The organism is Jutongia hominis (genome assembly GCF_014384965.1).
Classification (GTDB): domain Bacteria; phylum Bacillota; class Clostridia; order Lachnospirales; family Lachnospiraceae; genus Butyribacter; species Butyribacter hominis.
Map to the genome: position 1 here is coordinate 265,890 of NZ_JACRSW010000027.1, position 20,829 is coordinate 286,718.

Genomic DNA, 20,829 nt, shown 5'->3' on the forward strand with positions numbered 1-20,829 from the left:
TTAAAAATATCAGAATTGTCTTATAGTCATTAAGAATAAAGAGAACATAGAGAGGATTTCTTATATGAAGGCAAAGATTTTGTATCTGTCTGTATAGGTAAACATCTCGGAAAAGAGGAAGATTATGAATAAGACAATGACAAATGATAAGCAGACAACAACAGAAGGTGCTGCGATTTCTGTACAAAGATTAGTGATCATGGCAGTATTTGTAGCAATGACTTTTGTAGTAACAACATATATCAATGTCCGCATTCCGTTCCTGGCAGCAAATGGCGGACTGGTTCATCTCGGAAATGTACCTGTTTTCGTAGCGGCTGCTGTTTTTGGTAAAAAAGAAGGAGCGGTTACCGGTGCATTTGGTCTTGGATTATTTGACCTGTTAAACGGATGGGTTGCATGGGCACCGTTTACATTTGTAATCTGTGGATTGATCGGATTTACATATGGCCTGATCACAAAAGGAAAATATGAGACAAGAGGCATTTCTTTCCAGATAGCTGCCGTTGTGGCTGCTGTTGTGATCAAAGTTGTCGGATATTATATTGCAGAAGTGATCATTTATGGCAAACTTCTCGCACCGGCAGCATCTATTCCGGGAAATATTGTACAGATTGTAGTAGCCGGTATTATTGCAATCCCGATTACAGTAGCGATTCAGAAAGCAATGCGTGCAACAAAGAATTAAAAAAGAGCAGACAAAGGAAAAGAGGCTGGAAACATGGAATTAGAAAAATTAGCTTTAGGTGAGAAAAAAGAATACCCGGAGTGGGATATCAAGGATCTTACATTAATGTCACCGGGACCGACACAGGTAGCACCAAATGTACGAAAAGTGCGTTCCTACAATGTCAGCAGTCCTATTGTAGATAAAAGATTTTTTGATTTTTATAAAGAAACCTGTGAAAAGATGGCACAGATATTAGACACCAAAAGTACATTTTATATTATGAATGGAGAAGGAATCCTTGGATTAGAAGCAGCATGTGCTTCCATGACAGAAAAGGGAGACCGTGTGCTGGTACTTGATAATGGTGTCTATGGAAAAGGCTTTGCTGATTTTATCGAATTATATCAGGGAGAAGCAGTTGTAGTAAGCTTTGATTATCACAGACCGATCGATGCAAAAGAGTTGAAGGTATATTTAGAGAAAGATCATGATTTTAAATATGCTACATTGGTTCATAGTGATACACCGAGTGGAATTTTAAATCCGGTAGAGACACTTTGCCCGCTTTTAAAGTCTTATGGCATTATGACGGTCGTTGATTCTGTAACCGGAATGTTTGGTGATGAATTATCCATTGATAAAGCACAGATTGATATCTGCTGCGGTGGCTCACAAAAAGCACTGTCAGCACCTCCGGGACTGACGATGGTTGCAGTAAGTGAGACAGCAAGAAAAGCAATGCACGAAAGAAAGACACCGATTGCATCTTTTTATGCAAATTTACTGACATTTGAAACATATTACGAAGATATGCATTTCCCTTATACACAGCCGATCAGTGATATCTATGGACTTCGTGCTGCTTTAGAAGACGTGGAACGTGACACAAACCGTTTTTGGCGTCATAAAGTGATCGCAAAAGCAGTCCGCCAGACATTATCGGAGGCAGGAGTGAAGCTGTATCTGGAAGACGGTTATGCTTCCACGGTAACGGCATTTTATGTGCCGGATGGATTGACCGACAAGCAGATCATGGATGAAATGTTAGAGAAGCATCATATCATCATTTCAGGAAGCTTAGGTGATCTGAAAGGAAAGCTGATGCGTATCGGTCATATGGGCAATAATGCAAATGTTACAGATGTAAAGAACACATTGTCTGCATTGACGCAGGTACTTCAGGCACATGATATCTCAGTGAAAGAAGACATGGGAGAAGCATTTGTGCGTTGTATCGAGGAAATGGAATAGGATTTTTAAAATCGTATAAAGCAATGAAATAGAATACAGAAATGAATGAAAATGCTGATTGGTGAAAGACAGAGCCGGTTAGCATTTTTGTTTTTGCATAAAGGGTAGAGAGACATTTTCTTTCAGGTGACCGGTTACCAAATTCTTTTTGTAAATTTTCAAAAAATTATTGACAATCAAAAAGAAAACAGATATGTTTATTATACAAAGTAATTACATGATGTAACTATATGCGATAATTACTTTTGGCGAATAAAATGTACTCTCGGTATCTTCTTCAAACGAACCCTTTCGGCTGGATTTTCGATATACTGCTTCCATTTTCTCGTCGTACACACCGTGTACGCACTGCAAAAATGTCATTGTATAACAAAAATCCATCTCGAAATATTTCGTTTAGAAAATTCCGAGAGTACATTAAAAAGAAATGGAGTATTGGCATATGACCAGAGATAAGATAAAAAAAGTAATGGATGCCTGTTATCTTGCAAAGCGTGCAAGAGATCTGCTTCCTAAATTACCAAATGGTGTGACACCATCGCATATTCATTATCTGGATACGATACGGAAGCTGGAATTAAAAACAGATCATATCAAAGTCAGCGATATTAGTGATGAGTTAGGTCTGCCAAGACCGAGTGTTACTAAAACGATAAAAGATATGGAAAGCCTTGGTTTTGTGGAAAAGAAAGCGGTAGAAAACGATCGGAGAGTGGTTGAGATTAAAATTACCGCAGCAGGAAGAGATTTAGTCGATGAATATGTTGATCGGTATTTTGGCGGATTGAGCGCACAGCTTGATGAGATATCCGATCGGGATGCAGATATCATGATCAAAACGATAGAAAAATTATATGAAGTAATGAGGAGGAGACAGTAAAATGAACCGGAAAGATAAAACAGATTTTACACAGGGAAGTATTTTAGGAAAATTAATTCCATTTATGATGCCTATTCTGGGTGCGTTGATCTTGCAGGCAGCATACGGCGCAGTCGATCTGCTGGTGGTAGGCCGATTTGGAACGACAGCCGGATTATCAGCCGTATCGACAGGCAGTCAGATATTAAATCTGGTTACTTTTGTGATCATACAGTTTGCAATGGGTATTACGGTCTTGATCGCAAGATATATTGGAGAAAAAAGCTTTGGACAGATCGGTGAACTACTTGGTGGAGCAATTACGGTTTTTACGATCATCTGTCTGGTACTTTTTGTCGTGATGATTTCGTTTGCAAAGCCGTTAGCCGTTTTGATGCAGGCACCTAAAGAAGCACTTACGCTCACTTCTGTCTATGTCAGAATATGTGGAGGCGGTATCTTTTTTATTGTTGCATATAATGTATTAGCTGCAATCTTTAGGGGATTTGGTGATAGTAAATCACCATTAATCTTTGTGGCGGTTGCCTGTGCGGTAAATATTATCGGTGATCTAATCTTTGTGGCAGGTTTTCAGCTTGATGCAGCCGGAGCAGCAATTGCAACGGTTATGGCACAGGCTGTCAGTGTGGTACTTGCCATTATTATATTGAAAAGAAAGAAATACGATTTTAAGATCCAAAAACAGGATTTTAGGATCAACAAACAATGCAAGCGTTTTATTAAAGTAGGTCTGCCTTTAGCACTTCAGGAATTTTTAACACAGATGTCTTTCCTGGCATTGTGTGCATTTATCAATAAGCTTGGTTTAGAGGCATCTTCGGGATATGGCGTGGCTTGTAAGATCGTAAGTTTTGCCATGCTTGTGCCAAGTGCATTGATGCAATCCATGGCATCATTTGTATCACAAAATGTCGGTGCCGGAAAGCACAAAAGAGCAAAACAGTCCATGCTTACGGGAATGGGTGTTGGATTGGTTGTTGGTGTAATCGTATTTTCCTGTGTATGGAACTTTGGTGATATTTTAACTTCTGTTTTTACAACAGATACAGCCGTTATTCAAAAAGGAGCAGATTATTTAATAGGTTTTGCACCTGAAACGATTGTTACAGCGATCATGTTTAGCATGGTCGGATTCTTTAATGGTTATGAAAAGACAGTATGGGTTATGACACAGGGATTGATCCAGACATTGCTGGTACGTCTGCCGCTTGCCTATGTTATGAGTATACAGCCTAATGCCAGTCTTACTAAGATAGCATTGGCAGCACCGATCGCAACCTGCTGTGGCATTCTCTTAAATGTGATGTTCTATTTTGTGTTCTTCAAAAAGCAGACTCGTCAGATGGAGCAGGCATAAAAATTGCAAATTACATTATGATCGCATTTATCTTATCGGGTATACATAAGCTATTTGGATGAAATTCCAAATGGCTTTTTTGCATGGAAAGTAAATTTATGATACTATTAAAAACAGTCGGACAGACGAAGGGCATAGTGAAAACAAAGAAAAAATAATGGTATTGGCAGACAACAGCAGTATTTAAAGTATGATAAAAAATGTGATGTCAGTCAATGACAGAAAGAGGTTATAGAATGAATAGTAAAGAACAGATTGAACAGTTAGAAATTAATGATTGTCCATTATGTGATGGCGGTGCTTTGTTAGAAGAAGAGTGTGGATGCGGTTATTATGTCATGTGCCTCGAATGCGGCTGTCATTCCGTGACAATTGATTTCCGTTCCGAAGAAGAAAGACTGGATGCAGCAAAAAGAACGATCATGCTTTGGAATACCGGCAAAGTGATTTCTAGCAGTCCGGGAGAATGATATTTGCGAAAAGTCACTATATCAATAGCTGGATGATATAGAAGATCATGACGATCTGTCGTCCGTGGCGGTGCCAAACCGGCTGACGGATGTACTCAATCAGCCTGACAATTGCAATCTGTAACAATTATGGAGGGGATTATGTTAAAAATTGAACGGTTAACAAAAATTTATGGAGAGAAAAGAGCAGTAGACGATCTGTCACTACATATTCGACCGGGTGAGATTTATGGTTTTATCGGTCATAATGGAGCAGGAAAGACAACAACGATCAAAGCCTGCTGCGGCATTTTGAATTTTGAAGAGGGAAATATACAGATTGACGGCATATCTGTCAAAGAAAATCCTTTAGAATGTAAGAAAAAATTAGCTTATATTCCTGATAATCCGGACTTGTATGACTTTATGACAGGAATCCGTTATTTGAATTTTATTGCCGATATTTTTGGAGTGAATGCGAATGATCGTCAGGAAAGAATTCACAAATATGCAGATATGTTTGAACTGACGCAGGATCTCGCACAGCCGATTTCAGCGTACTCGCATGGAATGAAGCAGAAGTTAGCAATCATTTCAGCTTTGATACATGAACCAAAGCTGATCATTATGGATGAACCCTTTGTCGGACTGGATCCCAAAGCTTCTCATTTATTAAAAGAGACTATGCATGAGCTTTGTGCCACCGGAACTGCAATCTTTTTTTCAACACATGTTTTGGAAGTCGCAGAAAAGCTTTGTGATAAAGTAGCGATCATCAAAGAAGGCAGGCTGATTTGTTCCGGTACAATGGAAGAAGTAAAAGGAGATGCTTCCTTAGAAGAAGTCTTTTTGGAGATGGAGGAGAAATAATGACAAAAATATTGATCAAAAAACAATTGATGGAAGTATTCTCCTGGATCTATCAGGACAAAAAGACCGGAAAGAACAGAGATAAAAAGGGGCTGCTATTGTATGTTTTCTTCTATGTTTTTCTGTTTGGTTTTCTGGCAGTTATTTTTTATAATATGGCAGCTTCTTTATGTGGTCCGTTGGTTGAGGACGGTTTTGGATGGCTTTATATTGCATTGATGGGAATTGTCGGAATGTCACTTGGTGTGTTTGGCAGTGTTTTTAATACATTTGCAAGTCTTTATCAGGCAAAAGATAATGATCTGCTGCTTTCACTGCCTCTTCCGACACGAAGTATATTGATCGCACGTCTTTTTGGAGTCTATGCAATGGGACTTATGTATGAACTTTTGGTTATGGTACCTGCTATGATCGTTTATTTTATGCATGTGTCACCTGATGTTTCTGTCGTTATCTGCTGCATTCTGATCATATTGCTGCTTTCTGTTTTTATTTTGACATTATCCTGTGTTTTAGGATGGATCGTTGCTTTCGTCAGCAGTAAATTAAAGAACCAGAAGATCATTACTGTTTTGATCTCATTGGCTTTCTTTGCTGCCTACTATTATGTATGCGGCAGTGCAGGAAACATGATGCAGACATTACTTCTTGATCCGGCAGGGATGGCAGATAAAGTGAAAGGAATCGCATATCCTTTATACCAGATGGGACTTGCGGCAGAAGGGAAATGGAATGCGTTTCTTTTCTTTGCATTTGCAGTGCTTGTATTATTTGCTGTTATTTATTTTATATTACAAAAAAGCTTTTTGGCATTATCCATTGCAAACAAAGGAAATAAAAAGGCAGTTTATGTGGAAAAGAAAGCACATACAGCTTCTATTCCACGGGCGTTGCTGCGAAAAGAAGTTTTTCGTTTTACGCAAAGTCCGATCTATATGTTGAATTGCGGATTGGGAATCGTATTTATTCTTTTTGCGGCTGTAATGTTGCTTGTAAAAAAGGGAACAGTCGATTCGCTTCTTATGATGTTTATTGGATATGAGGACCGGATTGCTCTGGTCGCAACAGCAGCAATCTGTATGATCACAACAATGAACGATATGGCAGCTCCGTCTGTTTCTCTGGAAGGAAAAAACATCTGGATCTTACAGGTGCTTCCGGTATCAGGCTGGCAGGTCTTAAAGGCAAAGCTTGGCTTGCAAATCATATTCAACCTGATTCCAACGACATTTCTTATTATTTGTGTGGAATGGATCTTAAAGCCTGCAGCAGTTTTTGTTGTTCTGCTCCCATTAACGGTAGTTTTGTTTATTATTATGATGGCAGCTTTTGGGTTGACTTGTAACTTAAAAGCACCAAATCTGAAATGGACGAATGAGACGGTACCGGTCAAACAGTCAATGAGTGTTACGGCAGCATTATTTGGCGGATGGATCATTGTTGCAGCATTTTGTTTTATCTATTATTTACTCTATAAATATTTTGAAGTGAAGGCACTTTCTTTTTTAGCTGGATTAGATGTTGTACTTGCTGTGCTTTGCATTTTGCTTTTGAAATGGCTTTGTAAAAAGGGCAGTAATATTTTCGAAACGTTGACAAATGCTTAAAGCAATTGCGTTTTCGTAAAGAATTCTTATGGATTGCCGATATTTATGATAGATAGATTTGCAATATACCGATATAATATTCCGGTATGGCAGATTGGTAAGAAAACGTTCCGGATCATAATATAACCGGATAGGGAAGGAGAGAGCTTATGAGAATAAACGGAAGCAATGGAATCGGTGCCGGACAGGCCGGAAGCATCGGTCAGAATGATAATACACAAACGGATGCATATACGAAAGATTTACAAAGACAGATTGCACTGGATCAGCAGAAGTTACAGGAGATTTCTTCAAATGGAGATCTTTCTATGGAAGATAAAATGAAGAAGAGACAGGAAATTCAAAAAGAGATCGCATCATTGCAACAACAATTAAGACAGCATCAGATTGAAGTACGAAGAGAGCAGCACCAGCAGGGCAGCTCAATCGATGATATGGTTGCAAAAAGACAGGATGATCCGAATACGGAAACAGCCGGTTTATCACAAAACAGCATGAAAGCAATGATCAGTGCGGATAACTCTGTCAAACAGTCGGATGCACAAAAAAGTGTTGCAACGTCATTAAAAGGTAAAAAGGATGTTTTAGTACAGGAGGCTAAAATGGATGCTGCAAGAGGTGGCAGCACAGAGAAAAAAGAAGCTGCGATAGAAAGTCTTTCACAGAAAGAGCAGCAGGCAGCCACGATGCAGCAAAAGACATTGTCAGAAGCTGTTGACAGTATGCAGAAAGCAGCAAAAGAAGAACAGACAGGTGTTTCTAAGGCAGATGATCCAAACGATGCCAATGATCCTGATAAGTTGAAAGAGCAAGACAAACAATCGAATGAGGCGATGCAAAGCATACAGCCGAGAGTAGATTTGTATTTATAACTCAAACCTCGCACATAAATTTTAGCTATGTACCTTGAAAATTCAATATCTGGCAGTTATTCAGTTGTCAATGTTCAGCCTTTATGTAGCCTGCAGTCGTATTTTCATCATAGTAGGAAGTGCATCCATAAATGCATTCGCCAATTCATTGATTTTTTCGTCTGAAAGTTCAGTGTTATCTGAAAGCATTGTTCTGAACATTTGAATCAACTGATGAAGGAACCTACACGCTGCAGATGTTACTGGATAAGGCAGATTCCGATATGTATGAAAATAAACAACTATGCAAGAAGCGTAATTTAGGTTCACGTCAATAAACTAAAAATAGAATAAAAATCAGCATTGTGAAAAGTGTTCATCCAGGAGACAGAATTTAGATTAATTTTCACCGGTTTCTAGCAATAGAACCACTAATATTTAGTGGAAAAAACTTTAATAGTTTTTTAATAGAATTTTTCGATAAAGTATGCTATATTATATCTGTTTATGGATAAATAAATATGAATTTACAAAGGAAGGGAAAACTATCATGGAAAAGATCAAAAAGCGTATAGTTAACTTAAAGGTTGCAGGAAAATTAAAAGTATATCGACTGACAGTGCTTGTTATGACGGCTTTTTTAGTGTTGGTGGCACTGATCTCGACATTAGTGATCCGTTCAAATATAGAGAAGATCACGGAGGTCTGGTCTCCGTCATTGGAATATCTGCAGAATTTAGAGACAATGACTGCGAAATACAGAATCAAACAGTATCAGCATTTGGTAGAATCGGATGCAGCAATCATGAACTCCTGCGAAAAAGAAATTCAGAAGCTGGAGAGTCAGATCAAGGATAACGATGCGAATCTGGATGCAATCATATCTGCAGACAGCGATGCCCAAAAAGGACAGAAGGATTATGAAGTGGCAAGCGCTGCATGGGAAGAATACAGGAGTGCTTCAGATGAAATTTTGCAGTTGAGCCGTGAGGGGAAGCAGCAGGAAGCAGCGAAGCTGATGATCGGAGAGGCGTATAAAGAATATACGTCTTTTACTGAGAAATTAACTTCACTGCGTAATGAGTTCCAGGTAGAATTAGATTGGGCAAAGACCATGGCAAATGTATGCACCATAATCATATTTGTTGTGATCGTGGCAGCGGGTCTTGCGATTGCTGTAGTGACAACACTGATCGGCAAGATCATTACCAATTCCATTACAGAGCCGGTAGAACAGATAGACGCAGCAGTTGCCAGCCTGCGCAAGGGTGAACTGTCTAATGTTGAAATGCTTACCTATGAGTCAGAGGATGAGCTTGGCGATACCATCAGGAATCTGAAAGAAGCCATGGGCATTCTGGCAGATTATGTCAGCGAGATCTCTGTGGAGGTAAAGGCAATAGCGCAGGGTGACCTGACCAGAAATGGTGATGATATTACAGATTTCCTAGGCGATTTCTCGGAATTGAAGGTATCATTGCTGTATATTCTGAAACGGTTTAACAGTACTCTGACCGAGATCAGCAATCTGGCAGAACAGGTATCATCGAATGCATCCGAGGTGGAAAATGCATCAAAATCCCTGGCGGACGGTGCAACAGAGCAGGCAGGAGTCATCGAGGAATTGAATGCCACCATTGATACGGTCGTGGATCTGGCGGCAGATACAGCGAAGGAAACACAGAGCGCATCTTCACGTGTAAAAGCCTCTGCAAATAAAGCGAACGAAGAAAAAGAAAAAATGAACGATCTGCTGATGGAAATGGAGCACATCACAGAAATCTCCAAGGAGATCGGTAATATTATCACAGATATCGAGGATATTGCATCCCAGACCAACCTGTTATCCCTGAATGCTTCCATTGAAGCTGCCAGAGCAGGAGAAGCAGGAAAAGGCTTTGCAGTAGTGGCAGATCAGATCGGCAAGCTGGCAGCAGACAGTGCACAATCTGTTGTAAATACAAGAGATTTGATCGATAAGACCTTAGTGGAAATCGAAAAGGGCAATACGATTACAAGAACAACAGCAGAATCATTCAATCAGATCATTGCAGATATGGAGTCCTTTGCAGAGATTGCAGAGAACACCATGGAGAAAGCCAACTCCCAGGCAGAGTCTTTGGAGCAGATCGGTCAGGGAATTGAACAGCTGTCCGGCGTAGTACAGGGCAATGCTGCAGCCTCTGAAGAGAATACTGCGATCAGTATTAATCTGGCAGAGGGAGCAGCCAAGATGCATGACCGTGTGAATATCTTTAAGCTATTCTAGAAAATGGCAGGAATAGAGTGAAGTTGTCGTAAGGAAGGTACTTGTTGTGGTTAATGATATATTTAGAGTGTTTGGAGAGCAGACAGCAGAAATCTTATTTGAGATCATTACAGAATGTATGGATGATTACCTGTATATATTTGATCTGCAGAATAATACCTTTGAGATTTCACAGTCAGCTGTGAAACGGTTTAAAATGTCGAAAAATGTTCTGACAGATGCTGCAAATGAAGTTATGAAGGTAGTATATGAGGAAGACCGCAGGATGCTTGCAAAGCATCTTGCGGATATATGCGAAGGAAGAGAAATGGTACATAATCTTCATTACAGGTGGCTTGATAAAGAAGGTATGCCGGTCTGGATTAACTGCCGTGGTATCGTGATCAATGATCAGCATGGAAAGGTAGAGTATCTGGTCGGGTGTCTGAATGAGACCGGCAACAAGAGAAGAGCCGATAATGTCACAGGACTACTTGGCGGTCCGGAATTCATTGCTTATCTGCGTGCACAAAAAGAACCCATTACCAGGGGATTTTTTATGCATATAGGAATTGATGATTTTGGAGCGATCAATGGCTCCAGGGGAGCTGATTATGGTAATTATATCCTGAAAAGTGTAGCCGGCTGTATGAAGGAATGCCTTTCAGACAAGCAGAGAATTTACCATCTGGTAGCGGATCAGTATGTGATCGTGGATTTGGAAGCTTCCTCTGCAGAAGACGCTGTGGCACTGAAAGAAAAGATTACAGATAAACTTCATAATTTCATAGTAGCCGAAAATTATGAAGCTATATTTTCTATTTCTATTGGTGTTATAGATGCAGCAACATTTTGTGAGGGAACCGAAGAATGCCGCAAAAAGTTTGAATTTGCCTTGAAACAGGCAAAAAGCATGGGTAAAAATGGATACTATGTTTTTGACCAGGATGACTATGAGGTCTTTTTACGAAAAGGAAGAATCATAGCAACACTTCGTAATGCTATTGTGGACCATTATGATGGTTTTGAAGTATACTACCAGCCGATCGTGGACTGTCAGTCCGAACAGATCATTGGAGCAGAGGCACTGATGCGTTTTTCCATGATAACAGAAGAAGGGCGGGAGTTTGTTTCACCGATGGAGTTTATCCCATTATTGGAAGAGACCGGATTGATCATTCCCGCTGGAAGATATATTTTGAACGAAGCTGCAGCAATGTGCTGTGAAATGCAGAAATATATTCCTGACTTCCGGATGAATGTAAATGTATCCTATGTTCAGATCCTGCAAGGCAATGTGGAGCGGGATATTCTGGATACAATTCAAAAATATTCATTACAGCCGGAATGCTTATGTGTTGAAATGACAGAAAGCGGATTTATGGATATGACACCTTCGTTCTGTAAATTCCGTAAAACTCTGGACAAGAATGGGATTCCCTTTGTGATTGATGATTTTGGAACAGGATATTCGAATCTTCATTGTATCCGTGATATGAATCCAAGTTACGTGAAAATGGATAGGGATTTTACTGACAAGGCGATGAACAGTGACAGGGATTATGAATTATATAAAAATATCATCTCCATGGTACATAGTATTAACGTCAGGATATGCGCAGAAGGCATCGAGGAAAAAGAATGGCTTCTGAAAATGAAAGAAATGAAGGTTGATTATCTGCAGGGATATTATTTTGGAAGACCATGTGGAAAGAAACAGTTTCTGCAGCAATATGTCAGTGGCATCAATGTTAAATAAAGAGAGTAAGGTAGACTCAGTTATGTGGGGCTGCCTTATCTTTGGAGCGGTGTGGATGCTGGGAGAATCGAAGCTGCGCCAGCTGTTTGTTTCCAATGCTTCTATTCTGTCGAATATGTGCTTCTTCGTTGTGATGCTCTGCCCGGTTCCGATCATGTTCTATATTGACAGTGTGCAGCAGGGAAGGTACCGGAAGATCTATCATGTGGCAGAGTGTATCACCTGTGTGGATTTTGTGATATGCACGGCCTTACAGCTACTGAATATCGCAGATTTTATCTCGACAATGTTCTTGTCCCACCTAGTGATCGCAGGAACGTTCCTGACAATATTTATCACTATTTGCCGGGATCTCATCAAGGGAACGGCGAAACATTACAAGCTTCCGCTGATCGGACTGGTAGCTGCCATGATTGCAGTCATGCTGGAGGTGACAGCGGTGTATCGAGTGGTGTCACTGTCAGGGATCTTTATCGCAACCGGACTGGTGGTCCTGCTGGTCGTTACGCTGATCCAGACAATGGACCGCATCCGCGAGCTGGAGCTGGCTAGGCAGAGAGAGGCAAGGGAAAGCCTGGATTATCTGACTGGTCTTCCTATGCGTCATAAGGGTGAAAAGCTGATCCTTGAGAAAATGCAGAAGCATGATGGCTGTCTGGGATTTGTCGATATGGATAATCTGAAGAAGATCAATGATGTCTATGGGCATAAGGCTGGGGATTGTGCTCTCAGGCTGGTAGGAGCAATGCTCACAGAGTGCATGGAGAACGCAGTGGTCTGCCGGCTGGGAGGAGATGAATTTCTGTTCTATCTGCCGGAGGCATCAGAAGCAGAGGTGAGCGTGCGGATAAGAAAGCTGTTTGATAGCTTTAGTGCGGCAAAAAATGTTACGGCAGAGACTTCACCGGCATCCCTGTCCTGCGGTCTGTGCATGTGTAGACAGGGAGGAAACTTTGAAGAATATTATATAAAAGCGGATAAGGCGTTGTATTATGTCAAACAGAACGGTAAAAACAGTTACCGGTTTTATGAGGAGCTACAGAGAATAAAAAATCGGGAGAATGATCCAAGAAAGGGTGCCAGGTAAGCAGGCATCCTTTTTAAGGTCCTTCTTTTGTGTAATATTCCATTATTTGTGTATTTTATGCTGTTTTTGGATATGACATTAGAACTGTTGTATGGTAAAATAAAATATATTGTCAAACTGACAAAAAAAAGAAATATTGCGATAAAGAGAAAGGAAAATGAGTATGACCAATGGAAAAACAATGGACATGACACATGGTTCTTTATGGAATAAAATTCTGATCTTTGCTTTGCCATTAGCTGCAAGCAGTATTTTGCAGCAGTTATTTAATTCGGTTGATACGGCAGTTGTTGGGCGGTTTGCCAGCAGTCGGGCATTGGCAGCGGTAGGAAGCAACAGCTCTCTGATCTCTTTGATGATCAATCTGTTTATCGGTATTTCGCTCGGTTCAAATGTTGTGATCGCACATTATATAGGGCAAAAAGCGAAAGACAGCATTCAGTCTGCGGTACATACAGCAATCGTGGTTGCTGTTCTTAGCGGTCTTTTTGTAATGATCGCAGGACAGTTTATTGCCAGACCGGTACTTCTTTTGATGGGAACGCCAAAAGATGTCATACAGATGGCAGTATTGTATTTGAGAATCTATCTGCTTGGAATGCCTTTTATTATGTTATATGATTTTGGCTCTTCCATTTTACGAAGTATCGGAGACAGCAGAAGACCATTATACAGTCTGATCGCAGCCGGTATTGTAAATACTGTATTAAACCTGGTTCTTGTCATTGTGTTTCATCTTAGTGTAGCAGGGGTAGCAATTGCTACCGTCATATCCAATATGGTCAGTTCCGGTATTATTATATATATTCTTTTGCATGAAGCGGAACCGATCCGCCTGGATATAAAGAAGTTAAAGATTGCATCCAAACAGTTAAAAAAGATATTGCTGATCGGCATCCCGGCAGGACTACAGGGAATGATGTTTTCAATCGCTAATGTGTGTATCCAGAGTGCAATCAACAGCTTTGGTTCGAATGCGATCGCAGGATCGGCAGCAGCATTAAACTATGAGTTCTTTTCGTATTTTATGGTCAATGCCTTTGCACAGGCAGCAGTTACGTTTACAAGTCAGAACTATGGTGCCGGTCAAAAAGACAGATGCAAAAAGATCTTTCGGTTATCCATGCTCTTTTCCATTCTTTTTTGTGGAACATTATCTTGCATTTTTGTGCTGGGAAGAGACTTCTTTTTACATTTGTATACAACCGATGAGGCAGTATACCGGTTTGCGGTACAGCGAATTTTGATCGTAACGACACTGGAATTTCTGACCTCTGTTTATGAGATCAGTGCAGGTGCCATGCGGGGACTCGGACATTCCCTTCTCCCTGCTGTGATCACTTGTGTCGGCTCTTGTGTGTTACGTCTGATATGGATCGCAACAGTGTGCCGGATTTATCATACATTCTGGGTGTTATTGATCATTTATCCGATTTCATGGGTGATCACCGGAGTTTCGATGATGGCAGCGTATCATTTTATCAAAAAAAGAGTATTTCGCAAAACGGTAGCAGTATAATATTCAAAAAACATTTTATAAACAGGAATCAGTACGATGTTTCCAAAGAAAATCTTTTGCAAAACAGTAATAATATGATGAGTGTTAGTTTATGATAGTACGGATTTAAAAGCAGAATACAAATCAGATACAAAAGAAGGAGGATTTGCTATGGGAAAAATTAATCATGAGAAATTTATTACAGACATGATACGTTACGCATCGTCAGCAGAATCACCGGAACATATTATAAATCAGATTTTAAAGTATATCTGTGAAAATCTGAAATCCGACCGTGCTTATATTTTTGAGGATAACGGAGATGGCACTTATGATAATACATATGAATGGTGTCGGGAAGGTGTAACACAGGAAATTGATAATCTCAAGAATGTACCTTATGATGGGGCATTGGAAGTCTGGTTTCGGGAGTATGAGAAATCGCATAATATTATGATCCAAGATCTGGAAGAATATAGAAAAGTCAGTGAACCGATGTATCAGATCTTAAAACCACAAGGAATTAAAACACTGGTAACGGGACCAATCGAGATCAACGGAAAATATATCGGTTTCTATGGGGTGGATAATCCACCGGCAGCTTATATGAATAATACTTCTGTTTTGATCAATATGATGGAATTTGTAATTTCTATGATGATCCGTCTTCGTGATTATGCAAAAGTGGTAGAAAGAAGTGCAACACATGATCAGTTGACCAATTGTAAGAACAGAAGGGCTATGCAATGGGTCTATGATACAGAATTTGATAAGGAACAGTCTATGATGGTCGTGATGTGTGATCTGAACGGATTAAAAAAGATCAATGATACGAAGGGGCATGGATTTGGTGACCGCTATATCTGTGATGCAGTGGAGATTTTAAATGCGTGTTTTGAAACAGAGAATGTATACCGGGTTGGCGGTGATGAATTTGTTGTCATATTGATGGGGGCAAAGCCGGAGCAGATCGAGCAATATACCGAGAAGTTAAACATGTATCAGGAATTGAAAAAGATCAGTATGTCTTTTGGATTTGCATATCGTCATAATGCAAAAGAACCATTTGATAACCTGTTAAGAGAAGCAGACCGGAAAATGTATCAGGAAAAAGAAAAATACTATCGGGAAATGGGTAAGATCAGCAGGAAATGAGGCAGAACATGAAATATCAGGATCTGACACTCTTGCTGGTGCACCACTACTGTGCGAGCAACTTCCTATTCCATAAAAAAGTGCAAAGCCAGCGCTTTGCACTCCAAGAATTGCTAAAGCAATTCTTGTTGATATACCACTACTGTACGAGCATTTTCCTATTCCATAAAAAAGCATTTTACAAAATCTTTTAAAAGATTATTGTAAAATGCTTAAAAAAGAAATTGGCAGCTTTTTATTCTACATTCCGGTTTTCATCAGCTTTGTATTCTAAAAAATCAAAGTCTGCATAATGTTTATGCTTTACACGATCAGCACAGGTGATTCCAACCATTGTTCCGGTAAATTCACCGTATTTACAATATTCATCGGAAAACTTCGTTGTGTCAAACGGAATACCAATCTTGTTATACTCTTTTCCGTTGTAACTCCAATAGAATTGAGAATGTTTTCCTTCGATTTCCAGACGGAAGTAGATCGGAACATCTTCAACACCGATACGTGTATTGACAAATTCTGTCTTTTCTCCGTTTTCTAAAGCGATAATGGAAATCGCACTCTGACCTAATGTTTCGCTGTAATATTTACGCAGGTTGATATAATTCATATTATCATAATATAAGATCAATCCGGCAGAATGCTGGTGAACTTCCGGTACAAATTCCATTTTTGTTGTGATCGCAGCATACACACTTGTCAATTTACGGGCAAGAATGCTGACTTTATTCAGAGAGGTGCGGGATTCCTGACCACGCAGACGGACATAGCCTTTTCGTGCTGTGACATCGGCAAAGCTTTGCGGCATGACTCGTGGTGCATAGTAGAAGTTGCCAAGTGTGTCATCATCAAAATCATCAAAATCCGGGATTTCTTTGGCCAAAACATCCGGTAACTGACTTTCTTCACAATATTCTTTTGCGATATTACTGCTATCTGCCATACGAAGCCATCCATCCTCGGTCCATTTCATCTTCTGGATCGCTGTTTCACGTCCAAGCGTACAGCGAAGTTCCGGTCGGAATGGCCTTGCACAAAGGTGAACCAGATATACTTCACCAAGAGAAGTTTCAACATAACTGCCATGTCCGGCTTTTTGTAACATTGTATCAGGGTTGAAATATTTCGGTTTCAAATGATCAGGATCATGACGTTCATTAGAAACTACAGGGTTGGAAGTGACGATCGGATTTTTAGGATCGCCTTCATATGGTCCCCAGACATTGCGGGAACGTCCCATGGTCACACAATGGTTATAGCCGGTGCCGCCTTCTGCACACATAATATAATAATAACCGTTTCTCTTTGTCAGATGAGGAGCCTCGATACATCCTCGGTCTGTACCGCCTTTCCAGATCCTTTTTGGATAGCCGATGATCTCTTTTTTGACCGGATCATATTCCGAAATGGCGATCACACCCGGCTTTTCATAGCCTTCTCTTGTTTCCCAGTCAAGTGAGACAATATATTTCCGGCCATCATCATCATGCAGGATCGATGCATCAAATCCGGAAGAGTGCAAATAAACCGGCTCACTCCATGGACCTTCGATATTCTTAGCTGTGATCACAAAGTTATCCACATCAAAATATCTGGCATTCATGGAATTCATTACTCCATAGACAACATAGAACAGATCTTCTTCTTCACAATAGGTCAGGCATGGTGCCCAGATTCCTTTTGCGGAAGGCAGTTTTTTTAAATCAGGATTGCTGTCATCAGTCAATACATGGGTATAAAGCTCCCAATGCTTCATATCTTTGGAATGATAGATCGGAATACCGGGAAACCACTCAAAAGTAGACACCGCAATATAATAATCATCACCTTTTTTACAAATGCACGGATCGGGATTAAAGCCCTTCAAAATCGGATTTCTTAGCATCGTTTTCCTCCTTTATGATCAATTTTCATATTCATCCGTCGCAGCCTGCTCTGCCGTATCGTCTTCTTATCCTGACAACCGGGATCCTGTCAGTGTCAGCATGTTATGTATCTGTTCGTGTATTCTGTTTCATTTTACTTTTGGGGCACTTTCCTGCCTGCTAAGGATATCTAAGATTTTTTGCTTTTTTGCTCTGATTATGGGCGCTCTCATCTGATATAGGGGCAAGGCCGGTCTGATGTACATTGCTGTTTGGGAATCTCAAAGACCGTCGCCACTTGCGTTGCAAAAAGTGTATTTGCTTTTTGCAATGCTACGTGTGCGCTACGTGGCTTTGCGAAGCGGGAGCGTGTCCCAAACAACAATGCTACTCAGACTGAGTCGCCCCTATAGTTATGACCCGCGCCCAATCAGCAAAAAAGCTTAAAAAATCAGATATTCTAACCAGACAACGTGTCTTCCCAAAAGTAAAAATGAAACAGAAACACGATCCATACATACTATGAATTGCTGACATTGTAGTATTCCTGCTGTCAGGATAAGAAGTTAAAATGTCTAAAGGCTGCGTCTGATAGTTTCTATGGTTAGTATAGCGGAGAAAAACGATGTTGAAAAGAGAGGATTCAGAGGTGTGAATGGTACGATTCCGATTTTTTGAGAATAAAAAGACGGAAAAAAATGATATTAATGTATATTTTTACGACATGGATGAGGAAGAGAGTGTATTAATGCATGTTTTTGCGATATTGACGAGAAAAAGAGTGTATTAACGTATGTTTTTACGATATTGGCTTGGTGTGCATCCCCATTGTTGTTTAAAATATTTCATGGCAAGATGGTGGTTCGAACAGCCATGCACTTCAAAAATCTGTGCAATCGGAAGCTGCGTCTGGATCAGATCCTGCTCGACATAATGAATGCGGATCGCATAGATATAATCTGTGATCGTACAGTTCATATATTTTTTAAAAAAGCGTGCAAGATAATCGGGATGGTAGGAAAAGTGATTGGCAATTGTGGAAGTAGAGATTGCATTCCGGTGGTTTTTGTCAATATAATCCATGATATCTTTCATGCGATGAAACATTTTTGTCTGATGAGTGTATTCCGAAGGCTGGATCTTTTGGGAATAGGAATGTACTAATGTAAATAAAAGATCGTACAGAAGGCTGTAAAACCGAAGCTGATAGCCCTCCGGCCGGATATCATAAGTAATAAAAAGATCGAGAAAGGTTTTTTTGATCTTTTCTAATTTGGTCTGTTCAATTGTATTCTCCGGGTGCATATTGACAGCAAAATGGTATAAAGACTGGGGAGAAAGAAACTTTTCATAGAATTTTTGCGGAATCTGTAAGACCAAAGCCTCGTTTTTTTCTGATAATACAGAATGGATCTCTCTTGGATTAGCAAGAAAGAACTCATTGCTGTGTGCTGTCTGGCTGATTCCATGCGGAAGGTTTAATGTAACACAGCCTTTGATCACGTAGACAAGTTCTAAGCTGTCATGCCAATGTGGTGTAACATAACTTCCTTCGTCTTTTGATAAATAGAAACGTACATCTACATCCGGGTTGCTGATCACCATTTCATGACGTGTTTTTTCGTTACGTGTTGTCGTTTCCATTTTTGATTCCCCCTTCTGACTGATGGTAATGCTATATAGCATTGTATACGGTATGATGGCAATGGACTTTGAAGCGTTATAAAAGTTATGTACGGACGGTTATATGCTATCTGTCTGTCTTGCATTTTTGTAATGCTTTCTTAAACTGGAATGCAAAAAGAATGGCAGTAAAGCTGACTGCGATCAGATCTGCAATCGGTTCTGCAAAATATACACCATTTGTTTTATTGGAAATCAGATGCGGCATCAGATAGATCAAAGGAAGCAGAAGGACAAATTTACGCACAACGGCTACAATCACAGAGCAAAGTGCACTGCCGATCGCAACAAAAGTCATCTGACAGGCAATCTGGATTCCAAAGAGGAAAAGGCTGCCACAATATATGCGCAGAGCTTTTGCGGTAAAGGCAGCCAAAGTAGCATCAGAAGTGAAAATTCCGGCAAAAAGAGCAGGGAAGCATTGCAAGATCACCCAGAAAGAAACAGAGTAAGCCAGCGAGATACCAAGCAGAAGTTTGAACGTTTTTTTGACACGATCGACATTTTTTGCTCCATAATTATAGCTTGTGATCGGTTGTGCACCTTGTCCGATTCCCTGTAAAGGAAGCATGGCAAATTGCATTACACTTGTTAAGATCGTCATAGCTCCGACTGCAACATCTCCGCCATATCGGAGTAAAGAAGCATTAAAGCAGACGGAGATCACGCTTTCACTTGCCTGCATCACAAAAGTAGAGATGCCTAATCCGAGACATGGAAGGATGATCGTTGCTTCCGGTCGGAGATATTTCTTTTGGATACGCAAAAAAGTTTTCTTACCACAAAGAAAATGGATCACCCAGATACAGGAAACTGCCTGAGAAAGGATTGTAGCCAATGCTGCACCTTTTACACCAAGACGGAATCCAAAAATAAAGATTGGATCAAGCACAATATTACAGACAGCACCGATCACAACTGTAAGCATTCCGGTTTTTGAAAAGCCCTGTGCCGTAACGAAAGAATTCATGCCGAGTGTAAGCTGTACAAAAATCGTTCCTAAAGCATAGATATTCATATAATCAACGGCATAAGAGATTGTGTTTTTACTTGCACCAAATGCCATTAAAAAGAAACGATTGCCGCAAAGCAGTAATGCGGTTAAGATCACAGAAATAATGATCTGAAAAGAAAAACAGTTTCCAAGTGTCTTTTTTGCCTGTTCCATTTCGTTTTTGCCCATAAAGATCGAAGCTCTTGGCGCTCCGCCAAAACCGATCAGAGCAGCAAAAGCAGATATGACCAGAATGATTGGCATACAAACACCAACACCGGTAAGAGCAAGACTTCCATCTCCGGGAATATGACCGATATAGATACGGTCGATCACGTTATAAAGCATATTAACAAGCTGTGAGATGACAGATGGAACTGCCAGCTTTAACAGTAATTTTCCGATCGGTTCAGTTGCTAGAAATTCTTTGTTATTTTGCATAATAGTCCTCTTTTCTAAGTGATATGTACTTTTGGTATCTTAAAAAAACGAATTCTTCCTGCTAGGTTTCTATAAAAGTATGATCATAATAGTAAGTTTTTATAAAACATTGTCTTTTAGTTCAGTAACAAAGGATAGTATACAATAAAAAAGATAAGAAGAAAAGA

Annotated in this window: 16 protein-coding genes; 13 read left to right on the top strand and 3 right to left on the bottom strand. The window is 40.0% G+C overall.

Annotated features, from left to right (window positions below; genetic code table 11):
• Positions 1–124 precede the first annotated feature (124 nt).
• From H8700_RS06725 to H8700_RS06785, 13 genes are all read left to right on the top strand, one after another.
• Positions 125–688 (top strand): ECF transporter S component, encoded by a 564-nt coding sequence (locus tag H8700_RS06725; protein WP_249304510.1) that lies wholly within the window; start codon positions 125–127, stop codon positions 686–688.
• Between the two features lie 33 nt (positions 689–721).
• A complete protein-coding gene (locus H8700_RS06730; protein ID WP_249304512.1) occupies positions 722–1,921 on the top strand; it encodes a pyridoxal-phosphate-dependent aminotransferase family protein in 1,200 nt (399 codons plus the stop codon).
• Between the two features lie 442 nt (positions 1,922–2,363).
• Entirely contained in the window at positions 2,364–2,801 is a 438-nt protein-coding gene (locus H8700_RS06735; RefSeq protein WP_022140531.1) for a MarR family winged helix-turn-helix transcriptional regulator, read from the top strand.
• 1 nt (position 2,802) lies between these two features.
• Positions 2,803–4,158 carry an MATE family efflux transporter gene (locus H8700_RS06740; RefSeq protein ID WP_249304514.1) on the top strand — a complete coding sequence of 452 codons (1,356 nt, stop codon included), beginning with the start codon at positions 2,803–2,805 and terminating at the stop codon, positions 4,156–4,158.
• Between the two features lie 236 nt (positions 4,159–4,394).
• Positions 4,395–4,628: a Lar family restriction alleviation protein gene (locus tag H8700_RS06745; RefSeq protein ID WP_022140533.1), complete on the top strand. Its 234-nt coding sequence runs from the start codon at positions 4,395–4,397 to the stop codon at positions 4,626–4,628.
• Between the two features lie 141 nt (positions 4,629–4,769).
• Entirely contained in the window at positions 4,770–5,477 is a 708-nt protein-coding gene (locus H8700_RS06750; RefSeq protein ID WP_249304517.1) for an ABC transporter ATP-binding protein, read from the top strand.
• On the top strand, positions 5,477–7,084 hold the full coding sequence (locus tag H8700_RS06755) for a putative ABC transporter permease subunit (protein WP_249304519.1): 1,608 nt from the start codon (positions 5,477–5,479) through the stop codon (positions 7,082–7,084). The genes H8700_RS06750 and H8700_RS06755 overlap by 1 nt, the downstream gene beginning before the upstream one ends.
• Before the next feature lie 149 nt (positions 7,085–7,233).
• Complete coding sequence (locus tag H8700_RS06760) at positions 7,234–7,956, top strand: FlxA-like family protein (RefSeq protein WP_249304521.1); 723 nt, start codon at positions 7,234–7,236, stop codon at positions 7,954–7,956.
• 529 nt (positions 7,957–8,485) lie between these two features.
• Complete coding sequence (locus H8700_RS06765) at positions 8,486–10,204, top strand: methyl-accepting chemotaxis protein (protein ID WP_249304524.1); 1,719 nt, start codon at positions 8,486–8,488, stop codon at positions 10,202–10,204.
• A gap of 46 nt (positions 10,205–10,250) precedes the next feature.
• Positions 10,251–11,942: an EAL domain-containing protein gene (locus tag H8700_RS06770; protein ID WP_249304526.1), complete on the top strand. Its 1,692-nt coding sequence runs from the start codon at positions 10,251–10,253 to the stop codon at positions 11,940–11,942.
• 55 nt (positions 11,943–11,997) lie between these two features.
• The gene (locus H8700_RS06775; protein ID WP_249304528.1) at positions 11,998–13,029 is read left to right on the top strand and encodes a GGDEF domain-containing protein; all 1,032 of its coding nucleotides are present in this window, start codon (positions 11,998–12,000) and stop codon (positions 13,027–13,029) included.
• A gap of 157 nt (positions 13,030–13,186) precedes the next feature.
• Positions 13,187–14,548: an MATE family efflux transporter gene (locus H8700_RS06780; RefSeq protein ID WP_249304530.1), complete on the top strand. Its 1,362-nt coding sequence runs from the start codon at positions 13,187–13,189 to the stop codon at positions 14,546–14,548.
• A 150-nt stretch (positions 14,549–14,698) separates the two neighbouring features.
• Positions 14,699–15,682, top strand: a complete 984-nt coding sequence (locus tag H8700_RS06785; RefSeq protein WP_249304532.1) for a sensor domain-containing diguanylate cyclase — start codon at positions 14,699–14,701, stop codon at positions 15,680–15,682.
• Positions 15,683–15,917: 235 nt separating this feature from the next.
• Here the strand turns inward: H8700_RS06785 and H8700_RS06790 are convergent, their stop codons facing one another.
• The 3 genes from H8700_RS06790 to H8700_RS06800 form a co-directional block, all read right to left on the bottom strand.
• Entirely contained in the window at positions 15,918–17,564 is a 1,647-nt protein-coding gene (locus H8700_RS06790) for a glycoside hydrolase family 43 protein (RefSeq protein ID WP_249304535.1), read from the bottom strand.
• Positions 17,565–18,330: 766 nt separating this feature from the next.
• Positions 18,331–19,188 (bottom strand): AraC family transcriptional regulator, encoded by an 858-nt coding sequence (locus H8700_RS06795; protein WP_022140750.1) that lies wholly within the window; start codon positions 19,186–19,188, stop codon positions 18,331–18,333.
• Positions 19,189–19,294: 106 nt separating this feature from the next.
• On the bottom strand, positions 19,295–20,662 hold the full coding sequence (locus H8700_RS06800) for an MATE family efflux transporter (RefSeq protein WP_249304537.1): 1,368 nt from the start codon (positions 20,660–20,662) through the stop codon (positions 19,295–19,297).
• Positions 20,663–20,829 lie beyond the last annotated feature (167 nt).

Bases quoted from the DNA above. Each gene is read 5' to 3' on its own strand.
- H8700_RS06775 (WP_249304528.1), top strand. From the start codon at position 11,998: ATGCTGGGAGAATCGAAGCTGCGCCAGCTGTTTGTTTCCAATGCTTCT.
- H8700_RS06755 (WP_249304519.1), top strand. From the start codon at position 5,477: ATGACAAAAATATTGATCAAAAAACAATTGATGGAAGTATTCTCCTGG.
- H8700_RS06750 (WP_249304517.1), top strand. From the start codon at position 4,770: ATGTTAAAAATTGAACGGTTAACAAAAATTTATGGAGAGAAAAGAGCA.
- H8700_RS06785 (WP_249304532.1), top strand. From the start codon at position 14,699: ATGGGAAAAATTAATCATGAGAAATTTATTACAGACATGATACGTTAC.
- H8700_RS06745 (WP_022140533.1), top strand. From the start codon at position 4,395: ATGAATAGTAAAGAACAGATTGAACAGTTAGAAATTAATGATTGTCCA.
- H8700_RS06740 (WP_249304514.1), top strand. From the start codon at position 2,803: ATGAACCGGAAAGATAAAACAGATTTTACACAGGGAAGTATTTTAGGA.
- H8700_RS06760 (WP_249304521.1), top strand. From the start codon at position 7,234: ATGAGAATAAACGGAAGCAATGGAATCGGTGCCGGACAGGCCGGAAGC.
- H8700_RS06795 (WP_022140750.1), bottom strand. From the start codon at position 19,188: ATGGAAACGACAACACGTAACGAAAAAACACGTCATGAAATGGTGATC.
- H8700_RS06790 (WP_249304535.1), bottom strand. From the start codon at position 17,564: ATGCTAAGAAATCCGATTTTGAAGGGCTTTAATCCCGATCCGTGCATT.
- H8700_RS06735 (WP_022140531.1), top strand. From the start codon at position 2,364: ATGACCAGAGATAAGATAAAAAAAGTAATGGATGCCTGTTATCTTGCA.
- H8700_RS06725 (WP_249304510.1), top strand. From the start codon at position 125: ATGAATAAGACAATGACAAATGATAAGCAGACAACAACAGAAGGTGCT.
- H8700_RS06765 (WP_249304524.1), top strand. From the start codon at position 8,486: ATGGAAAAGATCAAAAAGCGTATAGTTAACTTAAAGGTTGCAGGAAAA.
- H8700_RS06780 (WP_249304530.1), top strand. From the start codon at position 13,187: ATGAGTATGACCAATGGAAAAACAATGGACATGACACATGGTTCTTTA.
- H8700_RS06800 (WP_249304537.1), bottom strand. From the start codon at position 20,662: ATGCAAAATAACAAAGAATTTCTAGCAACTGAACCGATCGGAAAATTA.
- H8700_RS06730 (WP_249304512.1), top strand. From the start codon at position 722: ATGGAATTAGAAAAATTAGCTTTAGGTGAGAAAAAAGAATACCCGGAG.